14 protein-coding genes are annotated in these 16,859 nt (G+C 70.4%); 9 read left to right on the top strand and 5 right to left on the bottom strand.

Annotation, left to right across the window (positions count from 1 at the left end; translation table 11 throughout):
- Positions 1-81: 81 nt before the first annotated feature.
- A complete protein-coding gene (locus tag BQ8420_RS28585) occupies positions 82-1,923 on the bottom strand; it encodes a GMC oxidoreductase (RefSeq protein ID WP_087103148.1) in 1,842 nt (613 codons plus the stop codon).
- Positions 1,924-2,147: 224 nt separating this feature from the next.
- Between BQ8420_RS28585 and BQ8420_RS28590 the strand changes: the two genes are divergently transcribed.
- Positions 2,148-2,795: a DUF6230 family protein gene (locus BQ8420_RS28590; protein ID WP_087103150.1), complete on the top strand. Its 648-nt coding sequence runs from the start codon at positions 2,148-2,150 to the stop codon at positions 2,793-2,795.
- A gap of 4 nt (positions 2,796-2,799) precedes the next feature.
- Positions 2,800-4,134 carry a DUF6114 domain-containing protein gene (locus tag BQ8420_RS28595; RefSeq protein ID WP_087103152.1) on the top strand — a complete coding sequence of 445 codons (1,335 nt, stop codon included), beginning with the start codon at positions 2,800-2,802 and terminating at the stop codon, positions 4,132-4,134.
- Positions 4,135-4,209: 75 nt separating this feature from the next.
- On the opposite strand, the gene BQ8420_RS28600 is transcribed toward BQ8420_RS28595, so the two are convergent.
- Positions 4,210-6,039 carry a UvrD-helicase domain-containing protein gene (locus BQ8420_RS28600; protein ID WP_087103195.1) on the bottom strand — a complete coding sequence of 610 codons (1,830 nt, stop codon included), beginning with the start codon at positions 6,037-6,039 and terminating at the stop codon, positions 4,210-4,212.
- A 765-nt stretch (positions 6,040-6,804) separates the two neighbouring features.
- Here BQ8420_RS28600 and BQ8420_RS28605 point away from each other — a divergent pair.
- From BQ8420_RS28605 to BQ8420_RS28615, 3 genes are all read left to right on the top strand, one after another.
- Positions 6,805-7,434 (top strand): DUF1707 domain-containing protein, encoded by a 630-nt coding sequence (locus BQ8420_RS28605; protein WP_087103154.1) that lies wholly within the window; start codon positions 6,805-6,807, stop codon positions 7,432-7,434.
- A 76-nt stretch (positions 7,435-7,510) separates the two neighbouring features.
- Positions 7,511-8,122 carry a vancomycin high temperature exclusion protein gene (locus tag BQ8420_RS28610; RefSeq protein ID WP_087103157.1) on the top strand — a complete coding sequence of 204 codons (612 nt, stop codon included), beginning with the start codon at positions 7,511-7,513 and terminating at the stop codon, positions 8,120-8,122.
- Between the two features lie 88 nt (positions 8,123-8,210).
- The gene (locus BQ8420_RS28615; RefSeq protein WP_087103158.1) at positions 8,211-9,668 is read left to right on the top strand and encodes a hypothetical protein; all 1,458 of its coding nucleotides are present in this window, start codon (positions 8,211-8,213) and stop codon (positions 9,666-9,668) included.
- Between the two features lie 25 nt (positions 9,669-9,693).
- Here the strand turns inward: BQ8420_RS28615 and BQ8420_RS28620 are convergent, their stop codons facing one another.
- The 3 genes from BQ8420_RS28620 to BQ8420_RS28630 are packed head-to-tail and all read right to left on the bottom strand — an operon-like array spanning position 9,694 to position 12,999.
- Positions 9,694-10,443 carry a vancomycin high temperature exclusion protein gene (locus tag BQ8420_RS28620; protein WP_369825553.1) on the bottom strand — a complete coding sequence of 250 codons (750 nt, stop codon included), beginning with the start codon at positions 10,441-10,443 and terminating at the stop codon, positions 9,694-9,696.
- Positions 10,444-10,483: 40 nt separating this feature from the next.
- Positions 10,484-11,737: an FAD-dependent oxidoreductase gene (locus BQ8420_RS28625; protein WP_087103160.1), complete on the bottom strand. Its 1,254-nt coding sequence runs from the start codon at positions 11,735-11,737 to the stop codon at positions 10,484-10,486.
- Positions 11,734-12,999 carry an FAD-dependent oxidoreductase gene (locus BQ8420_RS28630; protein WP_087103162.1) on the bottom strand — a complete coding sequence of 422 codons (1,266 nt, stop codon included), beginning with the start codon at positions 12,997-12,999 and terminating at the stop codon, positions 11,734-11,736. The genes BQ8420_RS28625 and BQ8420_RS28630 overlap by 4 nt, the downstream gene beginning before the upstream one ends.
- Before the next feature lie 132 nt (positions 13,000-13,131).
- Between BQ8420_RS28630 and BQ8420_RS28635 the strand changes: the two genes are divergently transcribed.
- The 4 genes from BQ8420_RS28635 (at position 13,132) to BQ8420_RS28650 (ending at position 16,780) form a co-directional block, all read left to right on the top strand.
- Positions 13,132-13,920 (top strand): IclR family transcriptional regulator, encoded by a 789-nt coding sequence (locus BQ8420_RS28635; protein ID WP_160049489.1) that lies wholly within the window; start codon positions 13,132-13,134, stop codon positions 13,918-13,920.
- Positions 13,921-14,052: 132 nt separating this feature from the next.
- Entirely contained in the window at positions 14,053-15,207 is a 1,155-nt protein-coding gene (locus BQ8420_RS28640; RefSeq protein WP_087103166.1) for a cupin domain-containing protein, read from the top strand.
- Complete coding sequence (locus BQ8420_RS28645; RefSeq protein ID WP_087103168.1) at positions 15,204-16,028, top strand: fumarylacetoacetate hydrolase family protein; 825 nt, start codon at positions 15,204-15,206, stop codon at positions 16,026-16,028. Before BQ8420_RS28640 ends, BQ8420_RS28645 begins: the two co-directional genes overlap by 4 nt.
- Positions 16,028-16,780 (top strand): maleylpyruvate isomerase family mycothiol-dependent enzyme, encoded by a 753-nt coding sequence (locus BQ8420_RS28650; RefSeq protein WP_087103170.1) that lies wholly within the window; start codon positions 16,028-16,030, stop codon positions 16,778-16,780. The genes BQ8420_RS28645 and BQ8420_RS28650 overlap by 1 nt, the downstream gene beginning before the upstream one ends.
- Positions 16,781-16,859: the final 79 nt, after the last annotated feature.

A 16,859-nucleotide genomic window follows, 5' to 3' on the forward strand; every position in this document is an offset into this window, starting at 1 on the left:
GCCGGGCCCGGACCACGATGACGGGTCCGGGCCCGAACCCCCGACAAGGCCGCGTCGGCGAAGGCCCAAAGCGAACACTGCTCAGGCCTCTTCGGGCTCCGGGACCTGGGCGGCGTCCGAGCTCGGCTCGACCACGGACAGCGGCAGCGACGTGGTGTACCGCAGTTCGGCGAACGCGCCGGACGGGACCGCCGGGTCGCGTGGGAACACCGGCTTCACCCGGCGGTACTCGGCGCCCTGCTCCGGGCGCGGGTCCTCGTCGCCCTTGTTCGGCCACAGCGACAGGGCTCGTTCGGCCTGCGCGGTGATCGTCAGCGACGGGTTCACGCCCAGGTTGGCCGTGACCGCCGAACCGTCCACCACGTGCAGTCCGGGGTGCCCGTACAGCCGGTGGTAGGGGTCGATGACCCCGCTCTCGGCGCTGTCGCCGATCGGGCAGCCGCCCAGGAAGTGCGCGGTCATCGGGATGTTGAACGGGTCTCCGAGGGTGCCGCCCGGGTGGCCGTCGATGCGTTCGGCCAGCCGGGTCGCGGCCTCCTGCCCCTGGGGGATCCACGTGGGGTTGGGCTCGCCGTGCCCCTGCGTGGAGGTCAGCTTCTTCCGGCCGCCGAACGGTCCGCGCTTGACCGAGGTGGTCAGCGAGTTGTCCAGGGACTGCATGACCAGGCCGATGATGGTCCGTTCCGACCAGCGCCGGTTGGAGAAGCTGCGGGCGAACACGGCGGGATGGCGCAGGATCAGCCCGACGTAGCGCAGCCAGCGCGGAATCCTCCCGCCGCCCGGCACCTGGATGGTGGTGAGCAGGCCCATCGCGTTGGAGCCCTTGCCGTAGCGGACCGGTTCGATGTGGGTGTTGTCGTTGGGGTGGATGGAGGAGGTGATCGCCACCCCGTGCGTGAGGTCCTCCGGGGGCACCTGCTTGCTCATCGCGCCGACGAGCGCCTCGGAGTTGGTGCGGGTGAGGGTGCCCAGCCTGTCGGACAGGCGTGGCAGCAGCCCGTCGGCACGCATCCGGTGCAGCAGGGTCTGGGTGTTGTAGGTGCCGGCGGCGACCACGACCTGGCGCGCGGTGAACGTGCGGGCGTTCTCCTTGCGCCGGGGCGCGTCGGTGCGCAGGGTGTCGACGGCGAAACCGCCGCCCTGGGACTCGGGGCGTTCGCGCAGCCGCTCGACGGTGGTCAGCGGGTGCACCTCGGCGCCGCCTCGTTCGGCGAAGTACAGGTAGTTCTCGGTGAGCGTGTTCTTGGCGCCGTGTCGGCAACCGGTCATGCACTCACCGCACTCGGTGCAGGCCTTCCGGTCGGGGCCGGCGCCACCGAAGTAGGGGTCGCCCACGGAGTCGCCGGGCGCGGCCGTGTTGCCGGCGCCGTCCTCACCGTCGCCGAAGCACACGCCCACCGGGGTGAGCCGGAAGGTGTCGCCCACCCCCATGTCCTCGGCGACCGCCTTCAGGTGGACGTCGGAGGGGGTCATGGAGGGGTTGGTGCGCACACCGAGCATGCGTCGGGCCTGGTCGTAGAAGGGCGCCAGCTCCGACTTCCAGTCGGTGATGTGCCGCCATTGCGGGTCCTCGAAGAAGGGGTCCATCGGGTGGTAGAGGGTGTTCGCGTAGTTGAGCGAGCCCCCGCCCACGCCGGCCCCGGCGAGGATCATCACGTCCTTGAGCAGGTGGATGCGCTGGATCCCGTACATGCCGGCCTGCGGGGCCCAGAGGAAGTTCTTCACGTCCCAGGACGAGGACGGCAGGGTCTCGGGGGTGAAGCGTCGGCCCGCCTCCAGGACGCCGACTCGGTAACCCTTCTCGGCGAGGCGGAGTGCGCTCACCGATCCACCGAAGCCGGAGCCGATCACGACCACGTCGTAGTCGAAACGGTCGTCCGTTTCCTCGGGTGCGGCGGTGTCTGGTGCGCTCTGAGGGGACATGGTTCTGGCCTCTTCTTCCCAGTTCAGGCGGCGGTTGTCCGTAATGAGCCGGATACGAGTCCGCAACGATGATGGCGCCATCTAGAAATGTGACAATACATATTGTAATGTTCATCACTACCGCCGAGTAGGGTGTGTTCCATGTAACACACGTGGCGTGCGTCGGCGCAAGTCTCCTTCCCCCCTCGTCGTCTCCCCGGCGACGGAATCCTCTGGAGGTACACATGCCCAAGGCACCCGAGGAGGCGCCCGAGGCGTCCCAGGACTCGCCTGAGCAGCACGAAGGCAACGGTGGGACCCGCTGGCGCAGGTTCGCCCTGCTCGCGGTCCCCGGTTTCATCGCCGCCGCGGTCCTCGGCGGTATGACCACCCAGGGCGTGCTCGCGGCCTCCTTCGCGGTCTCCGGCGACAGCTTCAAGATGTCCGCCGACAACTTCAGCGGCAGCGGCTTCAGCCAGTACGGCGACGTCGCCGACTCGGTCGACGGCTCGGCCCGACCGGTCGGCCTGTCCAGCGTGAACACCGTGGAATTGCAGAACCTGTGCATGTCCTCCCTGTGGGACCTGCCCATCGGTGAGGCCACCCTGGTCATCACCGCGGGTGAGGAGAGCCCGGTCGAGGGCACCTCGATGGTCATCGACATCGAACAACTCCAGGGTGACGCGGAGTTCGGTGAGATCGAGATCGGCCGTGACGCCAGCACCCTCGACAAGGCCGATAACGGCCAAGGTCCCGAAGGTGGTTTCGGCCTGCAAGCCGACTCCATCTCGGTCGACGAGATGGAACTGACCTCCTGGGCGGTCACCTCCGGCTCGCTGCGTCTGAGCGGGCTGGGGCTGGCCATCAAGCCCGGTAACCACGAGTGCTTCTGATCCCATGACCCAAGCGATGACCCTGATCCGCGCGGGATGGGGACGGTTCCGGACCTGGCGGCGTACTCGGCCGTTCTGGGGCGGGTTCCTCCTCGCCGCTGCCGGAATCGAGCTTCTGGTCGCCCCCGCCGCCCAGAGCCTGATCCTGCCCATGGACCTGCTCGTCTTCTCCGGAATGGCCGGTGTCTCCGGCAACCTCATCGGCGGTCTGCTGATCGTGATCGGTGTGCTGAGCTGGTTGCAACCGGCCCAGCACACCTTCTTCGGTGTGGTCGGGCTGATGCTCGCGCTGGTGTCCTTCGTGACCTCCAACTTCGGTGGCTTCGTCATCGGCATGCTGCTCGGTATCGTCGGCGGGTCACTCGTGTTCGGCTGGGGCCCCGAGGCCCGAAGCCGCTCGCGTGGGCGGCGCCGGGCCAAGACGGCGGAAGCCCCCGACGAAGCCGAGGACGACGCCCCCGCCGCTTCCGAGGGCGAGACCATCCGTACCGATGACCCGGGCGGCGGCACCCGGCCCTTGGCCACGATCGCGCTGCCGCTGGCCGTGGCCGTCGCCATCGCCTCGGCCCCCGTCTCCGCCCCGGGGTGGCCCTGGGACTGGCTGACGCCCGGAGACGACGAACAGGCCGAGGAACAGCCGGAGGAGGACCCCTCCGAGAGCCCGTCGGAGGAGCCCGGGACACCTCCCGAGGAGACCGAGCCCGGCGCGGACGAGGGCACGGAGGAGGACCCCGAGGACGAGAGCGAGGAGGGCGAGGAGGACGAGGAAGAGGTCGACGACGAGGATCCCGACCCCGCCGCGTGTGAGCTCGCCTTGGGCGACAGCGCCGTCGTCGAGGACGAGCAGGAGCTTCTCGACATGGTCCTGGACTGCCAGGCCGCGCAGGACGAGGGCGAGTACCCCGAGGTCATGGTCGACTCCGACTACGACTGCTTCCGTGGTTCCACCCGCGAGTCCGGCCTGACCGCGGACACCCTCACCATGTACGGCGCGAGTTACGACGGAGTGGTGGAGTGCCCGACCGCGGACGGTCCACGGCGCTACCTCCGGCTCACGATGAGCCGATCCAGCATGAGCGGTGGCGAACTCTGGTTCGACGACGCCGGCAGTCGCCGGTCACTGGGTCTGCCCACGATGGACATGGAGGGCGACGTCGAACTCCACGTCACCAGCATGCACGTGCGGCTCCTGGGGATCCCGCTGACCTTCACCCCGGATTTCCCGCCGCCGCTGCTGTTGCCGATCATGTACGTCACGGACGTGGACGTCGGTGAACCGTTGGCCTCCACGGACCGAATGATCATCCCCGGCCTCGACGGCCGCTTCGCCGAGGAGTAGCGACGAACACCCGAATACCGGGCGGGGCCGGGACGTCGATCGACGTCCCGGCCCTCTCATGTGCGCCCGCTTCGGTCAGCGGCTGTCGGCGATGAGCCTGCTGGGGCGGCCCACGTGCGACACGTACAGTGCGTCCCGTGCCCGGGTGCAGGCCACGAACAGCAGCGTCCGCTCCTGCTGGATCGCGTGTTCCAAGGCGACCTGGTCACCGTCGGCCGCCTCGATCGCGGCCTTGGGCGGCAGCAGGTGGTCGCTCACGCCGACCAGGGCGACACACCGGAACTCCTGTCCCTTCAACCGGTGCATCGTGCCCACCCGGACCGCGCCCGCCGCGCCCACCTCCTCCAGCGGCGTGGTGGCGATCCCGCGCGCCTCCAGCTCCTTGGCGACTCCGCGCGCCACCCACTGGTTGCGTCCGGCCACCGCGATCTCGGCCGGGTTCACCCCGGCCTCCAGCCACACCCGAACCCAGTCGCCCAGGGCGTGGAGTTCCTCGGTGCGGTTGTCACAGCCGCGGACCACCGGGGCGGGGCCGCGCAGCAGCGAACGGTAGCCCGCGAGGGTGTCGGCGTCGTCGTCCATGCCCAGAGCGGCCCCGCGGTCCAGGATCGGCATGCTCCAGTCGAGGATCTCCTGCGTCACCCGGTAGCTGACCCGCAGCCGGTGACCGCGGCCGCGCACGTTGATGCCCAGCGAGGCCAGCGATACCCGGTTGTCGGACACCCGCTGGTGCGGGTCACCGACGATGAACAGGTCGTTCGGCCCCTCGGGGACCGCGGCGCGCAGCATCTTCCACTGAGCCGGGTGCAGGTCCTGGGACTCGTCGACCACCGCGTGCCGGAACAGCGGACCCGAACGCGTGAGCAGTCGGGCGGCCTCGGCGGCCAGCTGCGGGTAGGACCACAGCCCCTCCACCCGCATCGCGCCCACGTAGCGTCGGACGGTCTCCCAGACCTGACGTCGGTGCTCGGGAGCCAGATGCTGGACGCGGCCGCTGCGCTCGCAACGGATGTAGTCGGGCAGCCGCTCCAGGCCCTTGGCCAGGATGACCTGTTCCCATTCGTCCACCAGGAAGCGCCCTGAGAAGGGCAGCCCGTCGGCGAGGGCGACCGCTCGCCACCGCTGGGCGAGTTCGTCCTTGCCGATCATCCGCGGCGCGACGCTGCTGTGGGTCTGCGCCACGGAACGGGCCAGACTGTCGATGGTGACCACCCGCACACGGGACCTGGTGTCGGGGTCGGGCAGCAGACGGTCCAGGCGGTCGGCCAGGGACTGGGCCAGCGCGCGGTTGAAGGTGGTGAGCAGTACCGACTCGCCGCCGGACTCGGGGCGGGCCGCGGCGTCCAGTTCGGCCAGGTGCGCGGCACGGTAGAGCGCCATCACGGTCTTGCCGGTGCCGGGTCCCCCTGTGACCTGCACGGATCCGTTGAAGTGCGCTCCGGTGACCCGGTGCTGGTCCGGGTGCAGGGTGATCTGCCACTGATGGAAGGGCGCGTTGAGGGCGCCGGACAGTTCGGGTGGGCCGACGGGGGTGAGGTCGACGGTGCCGAGCCCGAGTTCGACGGGAGCGTCGGTCAGGGTCCGCGGACGCAGGTTCTGGGCGAAGCGCAGCGCCTCGGCGCGTGGGCGCACGGTGAGCAGCCGGTAGTGCGGGTCATCGGTGTCCCGTTCCGTCGGCTCGTCCTCGGCGGACTCCGTGTGCGGGTCGGGGGCGATGACGCCGGTCCAGTCGGGGGCGATGGAGACGACCCGGACACGAGGGTCGGCGGCGCCCGCGACGGACTCCAGGTCGGTGGGCTCTCCGGCCTGGTAGGCGCGCATCACGGCCAGGGTGCCGAGCTGGACGTCGGGCGCGAGGTGGTTGAAGTCGCTGAGAAACGTCGGGGCGATCGCAAGGGCGGACACGTCGTGGTCTCCTCCGGTCTTCGACCTGGTGGTGGTTCTGCTGATCGGTCGGATCGGATGGGTCTCTCGCGAAGGGAAGCCGGTCCGGCGACCGTTCGCGTTCACTTGAAACATGCTCGCTGCGGAATTTGGGCAAACGCCGCCGGGAGGGCGAAGAACGGCAGATTTCGGGAACCCTGAGGATTCAGTGTCTTCGCAGCTCCAGGCATGGCTTGCGAAGGGGTGTTCGAAGGCGATCGGAAGGTTTTTCGCACCCTCCTGGTGGCGCCTCCGTGACCTGCGGTTCCTTGGGCAGCGCCTGTGTCCGAAACCCGATTAAAGTGCTATCCGAAACCGGCGATTCGGGCCATGGCGACCCCTCTCGCTTGGTCACACCGGGGAGCGAGGGGAGGTGCCGAATCGGAGTGGGTGGAGTGACCGAAATCCGGAAAGGCGTCCGAGTGGAGGACACCCGGAGAACGTGAGGTGTCGCCCCGGCTTGCTCACTGTCTGGCCGGTTGCGGACACGCTCTGTGCAGGAGGGGGTGCCTTGCGGGATCGTGGAAGTACCCGGGGAGGGAATCACGCGTGATTCAGGACTCTGCCGGGGTCCGTCCTACCCCGGCAGAGTCCTCAACCACACTAGAGAAGCAGTACCCGGCTCCCCTCCGGCCCAAAGCGCGGCGGGGCGTCTTCCTCGACCACCACGTCCGCCGAACCGCCACGGACGCTCCACATGCTCTAACGTGGGTCTGACAAAACAGGCAGAAGGAGCGGTAGGAGCACGTGGCCCCCGAAGACATGAGTCGAATGCGCATCTCCGACGCCGAACGCGACCAGGTCGCGGAGATCCTGCGGGAAGCCGCAGGGGAAGGGCGTCTTGACCTGGCGGAGGTGGACGAGCGCCTCAACGCGGTCTACGGCGCCAAGACCTACGCCGACCTCGAACCCATCGTCGCCGACCTGCCCGCCGGCGCGGGAGGGCTCTCCGCCCCGGCTCCGACGACGGGCGCGATCGCCCCACAGAACGTCCCGGCCGGCCCCGCCGGCCAACCCCTGAAGCTCAAGGCCAAGGGGGACTCCGTGGTCCGCAAGGGCGACTGGACCGTGCCGTACCGCGTGGAGGTCGACGCCCGCTTCGGCTCCACCAAGCTCGACTTCCGCGAGGCCCGCATCACCACCCCCGTGGTGGAGGTGTGGGTGGAGACCTCTTGGGGCAGCGCCGACATCATCCTGCCCGAGGGCGCCACCGCAGAGGTCGACGTCGACGCCTCCTGGTTCGGCAGCCTGCGCTCGGACGTCGACTCGATCCGCCGGAGCGACGTCACCCACTTCGTCATCACCGGCGCCTCCCAGGGCGGCAGCCTGCGCGTGCGGCACAAGCGGTCCGGGAGCTGGACCGACTTCCTGACCTGAGGGCCGCGGCCGTACGCCATGATGGTGGGGCACACGGCACGGGCCGTGTCGACATCGGAAGGCGGCGACCGTGCTCATGTGGATCGGGACGATCGTGGTCGGCGTCCTCGCCCTCGCTCTGGTTCCGTTCGTCTGGACACGCCTGGCCGGAGCCGGACGTCGTCCCGGCCTCGCCCGTGTCCCGCACCGCCCCGTCGCCGTGGTCCTGGGCGCCGCCGCGTGGCCGGAGGGGCCCTCACCGCTGCTCGCCCGGCGCTTGGACCTGGCCGTCGACCTGATCCGTGAGGGCAAGGTCGACGGTGTCCTGGTCTCCGGGGACAACCGCGACGTGTCCCGGCGCGAGACCGACACCATGACCCGCTACCTCGTCGAACACGGGGTTCCCGCCGATCGGATCGAGGCCGACCCCCACGGCTACCGGACCTGGGACACCTGCGTCAGGGTCAAGGAGTACTACGGGGTGGACGCCGCCACCATGGTCACCCAGTCCTTCCATCTGCCCCGCACCATCGCGCTCGCCCGCGCCGCCGGCATCGACGCGGTGGGGGTGGGCGATTCCAGCCTGGGCGCCCGCCGACGCTCCACCGTCATCGGCTACCTGCGCGAGGTCCCCGCAGCCGCCAAGGCGCTCAAGGACGCCGTGCTGCGCCCCGCGCCGGCCATGCTCGGCCGCCCCGACCCGCACTGAAGCCTGTCTTTTCGGGCCTCCGCCGGCGCTTCGGCCCGTGTGGAACGAGCCGGCCCGTAGCCCTTTCCCGAGACGGGATAATCAGGGCATGAACGCGACCACGGGAAACGAACCACACGACAACGCCGCCGACGTCGACTGGGCCTCCCTGGCCCCCGAGGGCGGGGACCGCATCCCCGAACTCCTCGGCCGGGTCGCCGGCAGTGACAGTGCGCTGTCCGACCTCCACGACATCATCCGGTTTCCGGAGCCGGGCCATCGCGCCGCACCGAAGGTCGTCGACCACCTCGTCGACGCCGCGACCGCCGACGAGACCCCGGACATGGACCGGTGGCGGCCGCTCAGCCTCCTGCTGGAGCTGGTCGCCGCCCACGCGGAGGACCGCTTCCCCGAGCACCGCGACCTCGCCCAATGGCGCGACGAGGTGGCCTGGGCCACCTCCAACGACGCCGAGAAGGTGCGCACCCAGTACCGCACCTGGAGGGACGAGGCCCCCGACGAGCAGCACCATCACCGCATGCGCAACCGCCTCGCCGTCATGGAGTCCGATGAGGGCGCGGAGCTCCTCCAGGCCGAACTCGACACCTACGAGGCCGTGCTCGCCCGTGTTCCCGACCTGGTCGCCCTACTGCACGGCGGCACGAACCGGGGCGGCCTGGACCGCGCCGGCGAGTGGGTGAGCTACCTGCTGGCGTTCCTGCCCGACGAGTCCGCGCGCATCGTCTCCGAGATCACCGGTGCGTCCCAGTTCCTCCTCGCCAAGGACCTGCGCCCCACCCCCAAGGCCCCCACCTCCCTGCGCGACGCCATGGACCAGGCCTCCGGTGGCGGCAGCGGAGGCAACTCCGATCCGCTGCCCGCCGAACTGTTCGCCCTGGGCCTGCTCGCCGCTCCGCACGACATCGACACCACCATCGGCCTCACCCACCAGATGGCCGGCGGCAACCTCTACAACTCCTTCGCCGCCGCGGTGGCGACGGTCCTCATCCATGGTGAGAACACCCCCCGCGAGGGCCTGCGCCGGATCGGCCGCGGCGGCGGTACCTCCATGGGTTACGAGGGACTGTTCAACGAGTCGTGGCCGCACTGCGGCCCCCGTTCCCCGCAGGTCCTGGGCTTCCTCGCGCTGGGCCGCGCCGGAGACCGCGCCCGCCGACTGCGCCTGGACATCCTGCCCGGCCTGATCAAGGGTGAGGACGAGTCCCGTGCCCTGGTCACCGGTGTGGGCCTCGAACTGGTGTTGGGCCCCCGCTCCAAGGACCGCACCCCCGAGGAGCACGCTCAGGCCGACTACGACGAGGAGACCCTCAAGGTTCTGTGGGCCATCGCGGAGCTGCCCGCCTCGGCGTGGGAGGACGAGGAGTTCACCGCCACCCTCGCCGCCTGGGCCCTGCCCGACGACGCCGAGGAGTTCTGCGCCCTGGTCGGTGTGGAACCCGAGCCGGAGCCCGAGGCCGTCCCCGTCCAGGAGGCTCCGCAGTCCCAGCAGGCGCCGCAGGCACCCCAGGGCCTTTTCGGCCGTCTGTTCGGTGGCGGTCGCCCTTAGCGGAGGCCCGAAAAACAGGCCCTGGTCAGGAGGCCGCCGACTCCTCGGTGGCCCGGGCCAGGGCCTCGTCCACACCGGTCTCGTAGTCGCCCAGGAACGTGGGGTCCGGGCGCAGCAGGACCGTGCCCAGGGCCGCGACCGCCGCCGGAACCTCGCGCACCCACCCGTACACGGTGGCGAACCCACGTTCGTCGAAGCTGTGGTCGCCCACGCCCACGGCGTCGATGCCCGCCGCCCGACACAGCCGGACCGCGCGCGGCACGTGGAAGTCCTGGGTCAGCACCACGGCCTCCTCCACCCCGAAGACCTCGGCGGCGCGCACGCACGAGTCCCAGGTGGCGAACCCGGCGTGGTCGCCGGCGATCCGGTCCGCCGGGACACCCGCATCGACCAGGTAGTCGCGCATGGTGTCGGTCTCGCTGTAGTGCTCCACACCGTTGTCGCCGCTGACCAGCACCGCCTCGATCCGGCCCGCCTCGTACAGCTCCACCGCCAGTTCCAGACGCTGGGCCAGCAGGTGGCTGGGCAGCCCGTCGGGGCGGACCCCCGCGCCGAGCACCACGGCGACCGGGCGCTCGGGCACGTCCTCGACCTCGTACCGGTGATCGGAGGTGGCGAACAACTGCCACACGAACGGCACACAGCCCAGCACCATCACGGCCACGGCGACGACCGCCCAGGTCAGAAGGCGGCGCCGGCCCGGTTGCACGGTAGCGGCGCCCCGGTTCGCGGGTTCGGGCGTCGGAGGTATCTCGGAGCTCTCGGATGTCGTCACACCTTGGAAGACGACCGGGCGCCCCGACCGGTTCCCGACTTCAGGCGTGCATGCGTCGCAGCGCGTCCATGGCGCTCGCCACCACCGCCTCGTCGGACTCCCCGGCCAGGGAACGGGCGTGGTCACCGCCGTTGAACCCCAACAGCACCGGTCGTCCGAACGCCTTGTATCCGTTGAGCCACCACGACCACAACCCGGGGTCGCGGGGGTCGGACCACTCCAGGACGTCCACGTCGGCCGGCCAGAACACGTGCGGGAACCACAGCCACAACTTGTCCAGCAGCCCCGACCCGAGAGCGTCGATCGCCTCCCGTTTGGTCTCGGGCAGCGACGGGCGGAACTCCACCGCCCCGGCCTTGAGGAGACCGATCGGCAGCGTCACCACGCAGTGATCCGCCGGCACGGACTCCCCGCCGGCCAGGTGCGCGACGGTACCGCCGTCGGAATGCTCCACGGCGGTGACCACCGCCCCCGTGCGAACCCTCAGGTCACCGCGCAGATGGGCGACCAACCCGGCATAGCCGTCGGGCAGCAGCAGGTCACCGCCGCGCCCGCCCACCCCCTCCTCGTCGGCGCTGATGGCCAACTCGTGCGGCTCGGCCGCGTACTCCTGGGCGTAGACGGTGTTGGCGGCGTAGCGAAGCGCGGGGGAGGGGTTCTCGGGAAGAAGCGCGGAGATGGGCGTGGTATCGGCACGGGGGTGCTCGTCCATTCCCTCGACGTACTCCTCCAGCTCCCGGTAACCGGCGGGGTCGGCGCCGGCGACGCTGTCGTAGTCGAACTCGATCCGTCGCCCACCGGTGGCCTTGAGCAGCTGGGTGACGGGGTTCCCCTTGTGCCCGTGGATCCAGGAGGCGCCCAGGTCGACGGGCATGTCCTCGGCCCATTCCGTCCACGCTCGTCCGCCGACCCGATCACGCGCCTCCAGGACGGTCACCGCCATGCCGGCGTCGGCGAGCGCACGGGCACAACCGAGCCCGGCGAAGCCCGCCCCCACCACCGTGACACTCTGCCCGCGACGCCCGGTGCGCAGGACCTCCTCGGCCGCGCGCCGCCCGCTCGACAGGGCGCCGGCGGTGGTGGCGGGCGCCTCGGAGGAGGTGGCCTCACCGGCGAAGTGCAGGCGTGCGCCCACCGGTGCGGCCAAGCGGGCGCGCACCGAGGTGCCCAGCCGGTGCGGGGCCAGGTAGGAGTACGACCCGAGGGCGTAGGGGTCCCGTGACCAGGAGGTGCGCCGGTAGCGGACCGGTTCGGGCACGGTGGGGGAAGCGTGAGGGGAGTGATCGGGCGTCATGCCCGCACACTAGTGCCGCTTCGGTCACCTTCCACGGTCGTCCCGGCGTCGAGGCGATCAGCCGGCTGCGGCCCGTACAGCCAGTCGGTGTACTCCCAGACCCCGTGCCGGTCCGCCGACCCGAAGAGCATGTTCCGCACGGTGCGCTCGATCGGACCGGCCAGGTGCCAGGCCTCGCCCCACGCCCGGGCGGTGGTCTGTACCCGGGCCGTCTTGGCCTGACGTAGGTCGGTGAACCGCTCGAACACCTCCGGCCAGCGGGAAGCGTCGCCGTCCGCGCCGAAGATGATCTCCTCGGCCAAGCGCTCCAACGTCCCGGCGTCCTCCAAGGCCTGGCAGGCACCCTGGGCCAGGTATTGCAGCATCGGGTGCGCGGCGTCGCCGACCAGGCACACCCGCCCCTTGTTCCAGGTGGAGAGGGGTTCACGGTCGAACATCGGCCAGCGCAGGGAATCGTTGACGTTGGTCAGCGCGTCGCGTACGGCGGGCACACAGTCGGTGTAGGCGGCGCGCAGTTCGTCGGCGCCCTCGTACTCCAGCCGTCCGGCGGCGAAGCTCCGCGAACGGTAGACCGCCACAGTGTTGAACAGCTCGCCGTCGCGCAGCGGGTACTGCACCAGGTGGCACTCGGGGCCGAGCCAGACCACCACGGAGTCCAGGTCCTCGGCGTGCGCCGCCGACGAGGTGGGGATCGCCCCCCGGTACGCCACGTACTCGGAGGAGACCGGTTCGTCGGCGGAGAACAGTTGTCGTCGGACCGCGGACTTGATGCCGTCGGCGGCGATGACGGCGTCGGCGGTGAACTCGCGCCCGTCGGTGGTCACGGCCCGCACCCCGTCGGGGGTCTCCGCCACCGACTCCACGCAGACGCTGTTGTGCGTCCGGACCCCTGCCTCCTGCGCGGTGCGGGCCAACAAACGGTGCAGGTCGGCGCGGTGGGCCACGATGTAGGGGGCCTCGTAGCGTTCCCGGAACTCTCCGGTCACGTCCTGGTCGAGGATGTCCTCGCCGGTGGTGGCGTCGCGAAAGACCACGCGCCGGGGCGCCACCCCGCTCGCGATCGCCTCGTCGAGCAGACCCCAGCGCTTGAGCAGGCGCGTGGCGTTGGGCGACATCTGTAGACCGGCGCCGACCTCACCGAACTCGGGTGCCTGTTCCAGGAGTCGGACGTCGGCTCCCAGGCGTCGGAGGACGAGAGCGGAGGCGAATCCTCCGATGCCGCCGCCGATGACGATCACTGAGGTGGGGGCGGATGCTGTCACTCGAATCTCCTCCGTCGTGCGAGAGGCCACATGGGCCGGGTCACTCGTGTCGACGTTGCTGCGACACACGTCACCGGCGCCATAAACTTCTGCTCAGCAGAAAGATTCGTTCTCCCTGGTTATGCTGCGTGGATGAACGCGCCACCGAGGAGGACACCTCCGTCGTACGAGATCCGATCCGTCGGTTCGGCCCTCACCCTGTTGCAGATGCTGCGCGACCAGGGCGCCGTCCGTATCTCCGAGGCCGCCGCGCAACTGGACGTGGCGCCGTCCACGGCGCACCGACTCATGCAGATGCTGGTGTTCCGCGGCTTCGCCGTGCAGGACGACTCCAGGGTCTACCGGCCGGGGCCCGGACTGTTGGCCCCCGTGACCGATGACGTGCCGAACCGCAGACTGCGCGGCGTGGCCCGACCGATCATCGAACTGCTCGCCCAGCGGGTGGGGGAGACGGTCAACCTCCAGGTCAGGGTCGGCACCACCGTGCGTTTCCTCAGCACGGTCGAGTCGAACGCGGCCGTGGTGCAGGTGGGTGACCGGCGCGGGGCCGTACTCGACGCCGCCGCGGCCTCGGGCGGGCTGGCCCTGTTGGCGCTGCTGGAGGAGGCCGACCTGGCCCGCCTCTACCGTTCGGGGACGGCGCGCTCGCTGGGCGTACACATGGAGGAGGAGCGGTTCGGCGCCTTCGTGCGCTCGCTCACATGGGTCCGTGACATGGGGCTGGCGGTCAATCGTGAGCGCACCGAGAGCGGCGTGGTCGCCCTGGGCGCTCCGGTGCGCGGTCCCTCCGGCGAGGGTGTGGCGGCGGTGACCATCGCGGTCCCGCACATGCGCGCCCACGTGGTCGACGACGTCGCGGTGCGGCGGGTGTTGGTGCAGGCCTGCGCCGACATCGAGTTGGGACTCGCCGAGCAGGACTGACCAGGTCGCCTACTTTTCTGCACAACAGAATGATCTTGGGTCCGGCACTCCTTCTCGACCTACGCTCCGAGTGACGCGGCTCATGTTCGACCACATGGGCCGATCCCCAGAGCACAGTGCGCAGGAGGACCGATGGCCGACCGGAGCGCCACCCCCGTGAGCGGGGGACACGAAGAGCACGACCTGCCGCGCGGCGTCGACGAAGCCGCCGTGCCGCCGCCCACACCCGAGGAACGGAAACAGCTCGACCGGCTCTACGCCGACTTCGAGGCGGGGAACATGGTCCCGTTGTGGACCGAGATCGGCGATCTCATGCCACCCGAGCCGCACCCCGCGGCGCTGCCCCACCTGTGGCGGTGGAAGGAACTGCTGCCGCTGGCCGAACGCGCCGGAGACCTGGTTCCCGTCGGTCGCGGTGGCGAACGCCGGGCCATCTCGCTGGCCAACCCGGGCCTTGGCGGACGCCCCTACACCACACCGACCCTGTGGTGCGCGATCCAGTACCTGGGCGGGCACGAGGTCGCCCCCGAGCACCGCCACTCCCAGAACGCCTTCCGGTTCGTCGTCGAGGGCGAGGGGGTGTGGACGGTCGTCAACGGCGACCCCGTCCGCATGTCCCGCGGCGACTTCCTGCTCACGCCGGGCTGGAACTTCCACGGTCACCACAACGAGACCGATCGGCCGATGGCCTGGATCGACGGCCTCGACATCCCCTTCGTCCACTACACCGACACCTCGTTCTTCGAGTTCGGCGTCGACCGCGTCACGGACGACTCCACCCCCCGGGTGTCCCGGAGCGAACGACTCTGGACCCACCCGGGGCTGCGCCCGCTCTCCGGTCTGCGCGACACCGTCTCCTCGCCGATCGGCGCCTACCGGTGGGAGCACACCGACCGGGCGCTCACCGAGCAGTTGCTCATCGAGGACGAGGGGTATCCCGCCACCGTCGAGCAGGGGCACGCGGCCGTGCGCTACGTCAACCCCACCGACGGCGGCGACGTCATGCCCACCATCCGCGCCCAGTTCCACCGTCTGCGCCCGGGGGTGCGGACCCGCACCGTGCGCGAGGTCGGCTCCAGCGTCTACCAGGTCTTCGAGGGGCGTGGCCGCGCCCTCGTCGGTGACCGGACCTATGAGGTGGAGAAGGGCGACATCTTCGTCGTCCCCTCCTGGGCCCCCTTCAGCCTGCGGGCCGAGTCGCGGCTGGACCTGTTCCAGTTCGGCGACCACCCGATCATCGAGAAGCTGAACTTCCAGCGCGTCCACGTCGAAGGAGAATCCGAATGAAGCTCGCCACCCTGCGCCGCGATGGTTCCACCACCGTCGCCCGAGACTCCGGGGACACCTGGGTCCCGATCGAGGGGTACGCGGACCTCGGCGCCCTCCTTCGCGAGGAGAACTGGCGCTCCCTCGCCGAGAACGCCGACGGCGCACCCGTGACCGCCGACGACGCCGTGTTCGACACGGTCGTCCCGGCCCCCGGCAAGGTCGTCTGCGTGGGGCTGAACTACGCCTCGCACATCAAGGAGATGGGCCGGGACCTGCCGTCCCACCCCACGCTCTTCGCCAAGTACGCCGAGACCCTCACCGGTCCCAACGACCCGGTCACCGCGGTGGCCGAGGACCCGGAGCTGGACTGGGAGGGCGAACTGGTCATCGTGGTCGGCTCCGAGGCCTACCGGGTCTCCGAGGAGGAGGCTGCCGGCCACATCGCCGGCTACAGCATGGCCAACGACATCTCGATGCGCGGCTGGCAGTTCCGTACCAAGGAATGGCTTCAGGGCAAGATGTGGAACCGCTCCACGCCGGTGGGACCGGTCATGGTCACCCCCGACGAGTTCGACCACCGCACCTCGACCCTGCGCACCCGCGTCAACGGCGAGATCATGCAGAAGCACTCCATCGGTGACCTGGTCTTCCCGCCGGAGCACCTGGTCTCCTACATCTCCACGATGATTCCGCTCAAGCCGGGCGACATCATCCTCACCGGAACCCCGGGCGGCGTGGGTCGCGCCCGTGACCCGCAGGTCTTCCTGAAGCCGGGTGACGTGGTCGAGGTGGAGATCGACGGCATCGGTCGCATGTCCTCCGACATCGTGGCGCCCTGATGGTCGACAAGAGCGACCGCACCCGCGACCCGGGGCTGCTCGACGAGCTCCTCACGGTCCGCCGGGGCACCGCGTTCTGGCACCGGGCGGTCGACACCTTGGACGACGACGAACTCGACGCGCCCTCCCTGCTGGAGGGGTGGACCAGGCGTCACCTGATCGCACACGTCGGTTACAACGCCCGTGCCATCGGACGACTGGTGCTGTGGGCCAACACCGACGAGGAACACCCGATGTACGCCTCCCCGGAGGAACGGAACCGGGAGATCGACCTCGGCGCCACCCTGCCGGCCCGTGCCCTGCGCCACCTGAACCACCACGCGGCGGTGTCGCTGGACGTGGAGTGGCGGGACACCCCCGAAGAACCGTGGTCCTACCGGGTCAAGACCGCGCAGGGCCGGCTCGTGCCGCTGCGCGAGACCGTGTGGATGCGCACCCGGGAGGTGTGGCTGCACGCGGTGGACCTGGACAACGGCGCCCGGGTCGCGGACGTCCCCGAGCACGTACTGGAACGCCTGCTCGGCGACATCGTCGGCGTGTGGGCCAAACGCGACACCGACCCGGGGCTCGCGATCCACGTCGAGGGCCGCGCGGACCTCGGGGTGCTGGGGGCGGGCGCCGACGACCCCGGCGAGACCGCGCCGAAGGAGACCGTTCGCGGCGATCTGCCGGCCGTGGTCTCCTGGGCCTCGGGCCGAGGCGGAGACCGACTGACCGAGGGCGTCGAAGTGGTCCCGCCACGCTGGCTCTGACCACCGTCCCCGGGGTGTTCGCCGAACGCTCCGGGGACGCCTCGCAGGCGGCCGGCCAGGTGCGGGAACATGCCCTAAG

Source organism: Nocardiopsis sp. JB363, assembly GCF_900143625.1.
Lineage (GTDB): Bacteria > Actinomycetota > Actinomycetes > Streptosporangiales > Streptosporangiaceae > Nocardiopsis.

Excerpts from the sequence above, each read along its gene's own strand:
- BQ8420_RS28650 (WP_087103170.1), top strand. The coding sequence starts at position 16,028 with ATGGTCGACAAGAGCGACCGCACCCGCGACCCGGGGCTGCTCGACGAG.
- BQ8420_RS28585 (WP_087103148.1), bottom strand. The coding sequence starts at position 1,923 with ATGTCCCCTCAGAGCGCACCAGACACCGCCGCACCCGAGGAAACGGAC.
- BQ8420_RS28645 (WP_087103168.1), top strand. The coding sequence starts at position 15,204 with ATGAAGCTCGCCACCCTGCGCCGCGATGGTTCCACCACCGTCGCCCGA.
- BQ8420_RS28595 (WP_087103152.1), top strand. The coding sequence starts at position 2,800 with ATGACCCAAGCGATGACCCTGATCCGCGCGGGATGGGGACGGTTCCGG.
- BQ8420_RS28590 (WP_087103150.1), top strand. The coding sequence starts at position 2,148 with ATGCCCAAGGCACCCGAGGAGGCGCCCGAGGCGTCCCAGGACTCGCCT.
- BQ8420_RS28615 (WP_087103158.1), top strand. The coding sequence starts at position 8,211 with ATGAACGCGACCACGGGAAACGAACCACACGACAACGCCGCCGACGTC.
- BQ8420_RS28625 (WP_087103160.1), bottom strand. The coding sequence starts at position 11,737 with ATGACGCCCGATCACTCCCCTCACGCTTCCCCCACCGTGCCCGAACCG.
- BQ8420_RS28635 (WP_160049489.1), top strand. The coding sequence starts at position 13,132 with ATGAACGCGCCACCGAGGAGGACACCTCCGTCGTACGAGATCCGATCC.
- BQ8420_RS28610 (WP_087103157.1), top strand. The coding sequence starts at position 7,511 with ATGTGGATCGGGACGATCGTGGTCGGCGTCCTCGCCCTCGCTCTGGTT.
- BQ8420_RS28640 (WP_087103166.1), top strand. The coding sequence starts at position 14,053 with ATGGCCGACCGGAGCGCCACCCCCGTGAGCGGGGGACACGAAGAGCAC.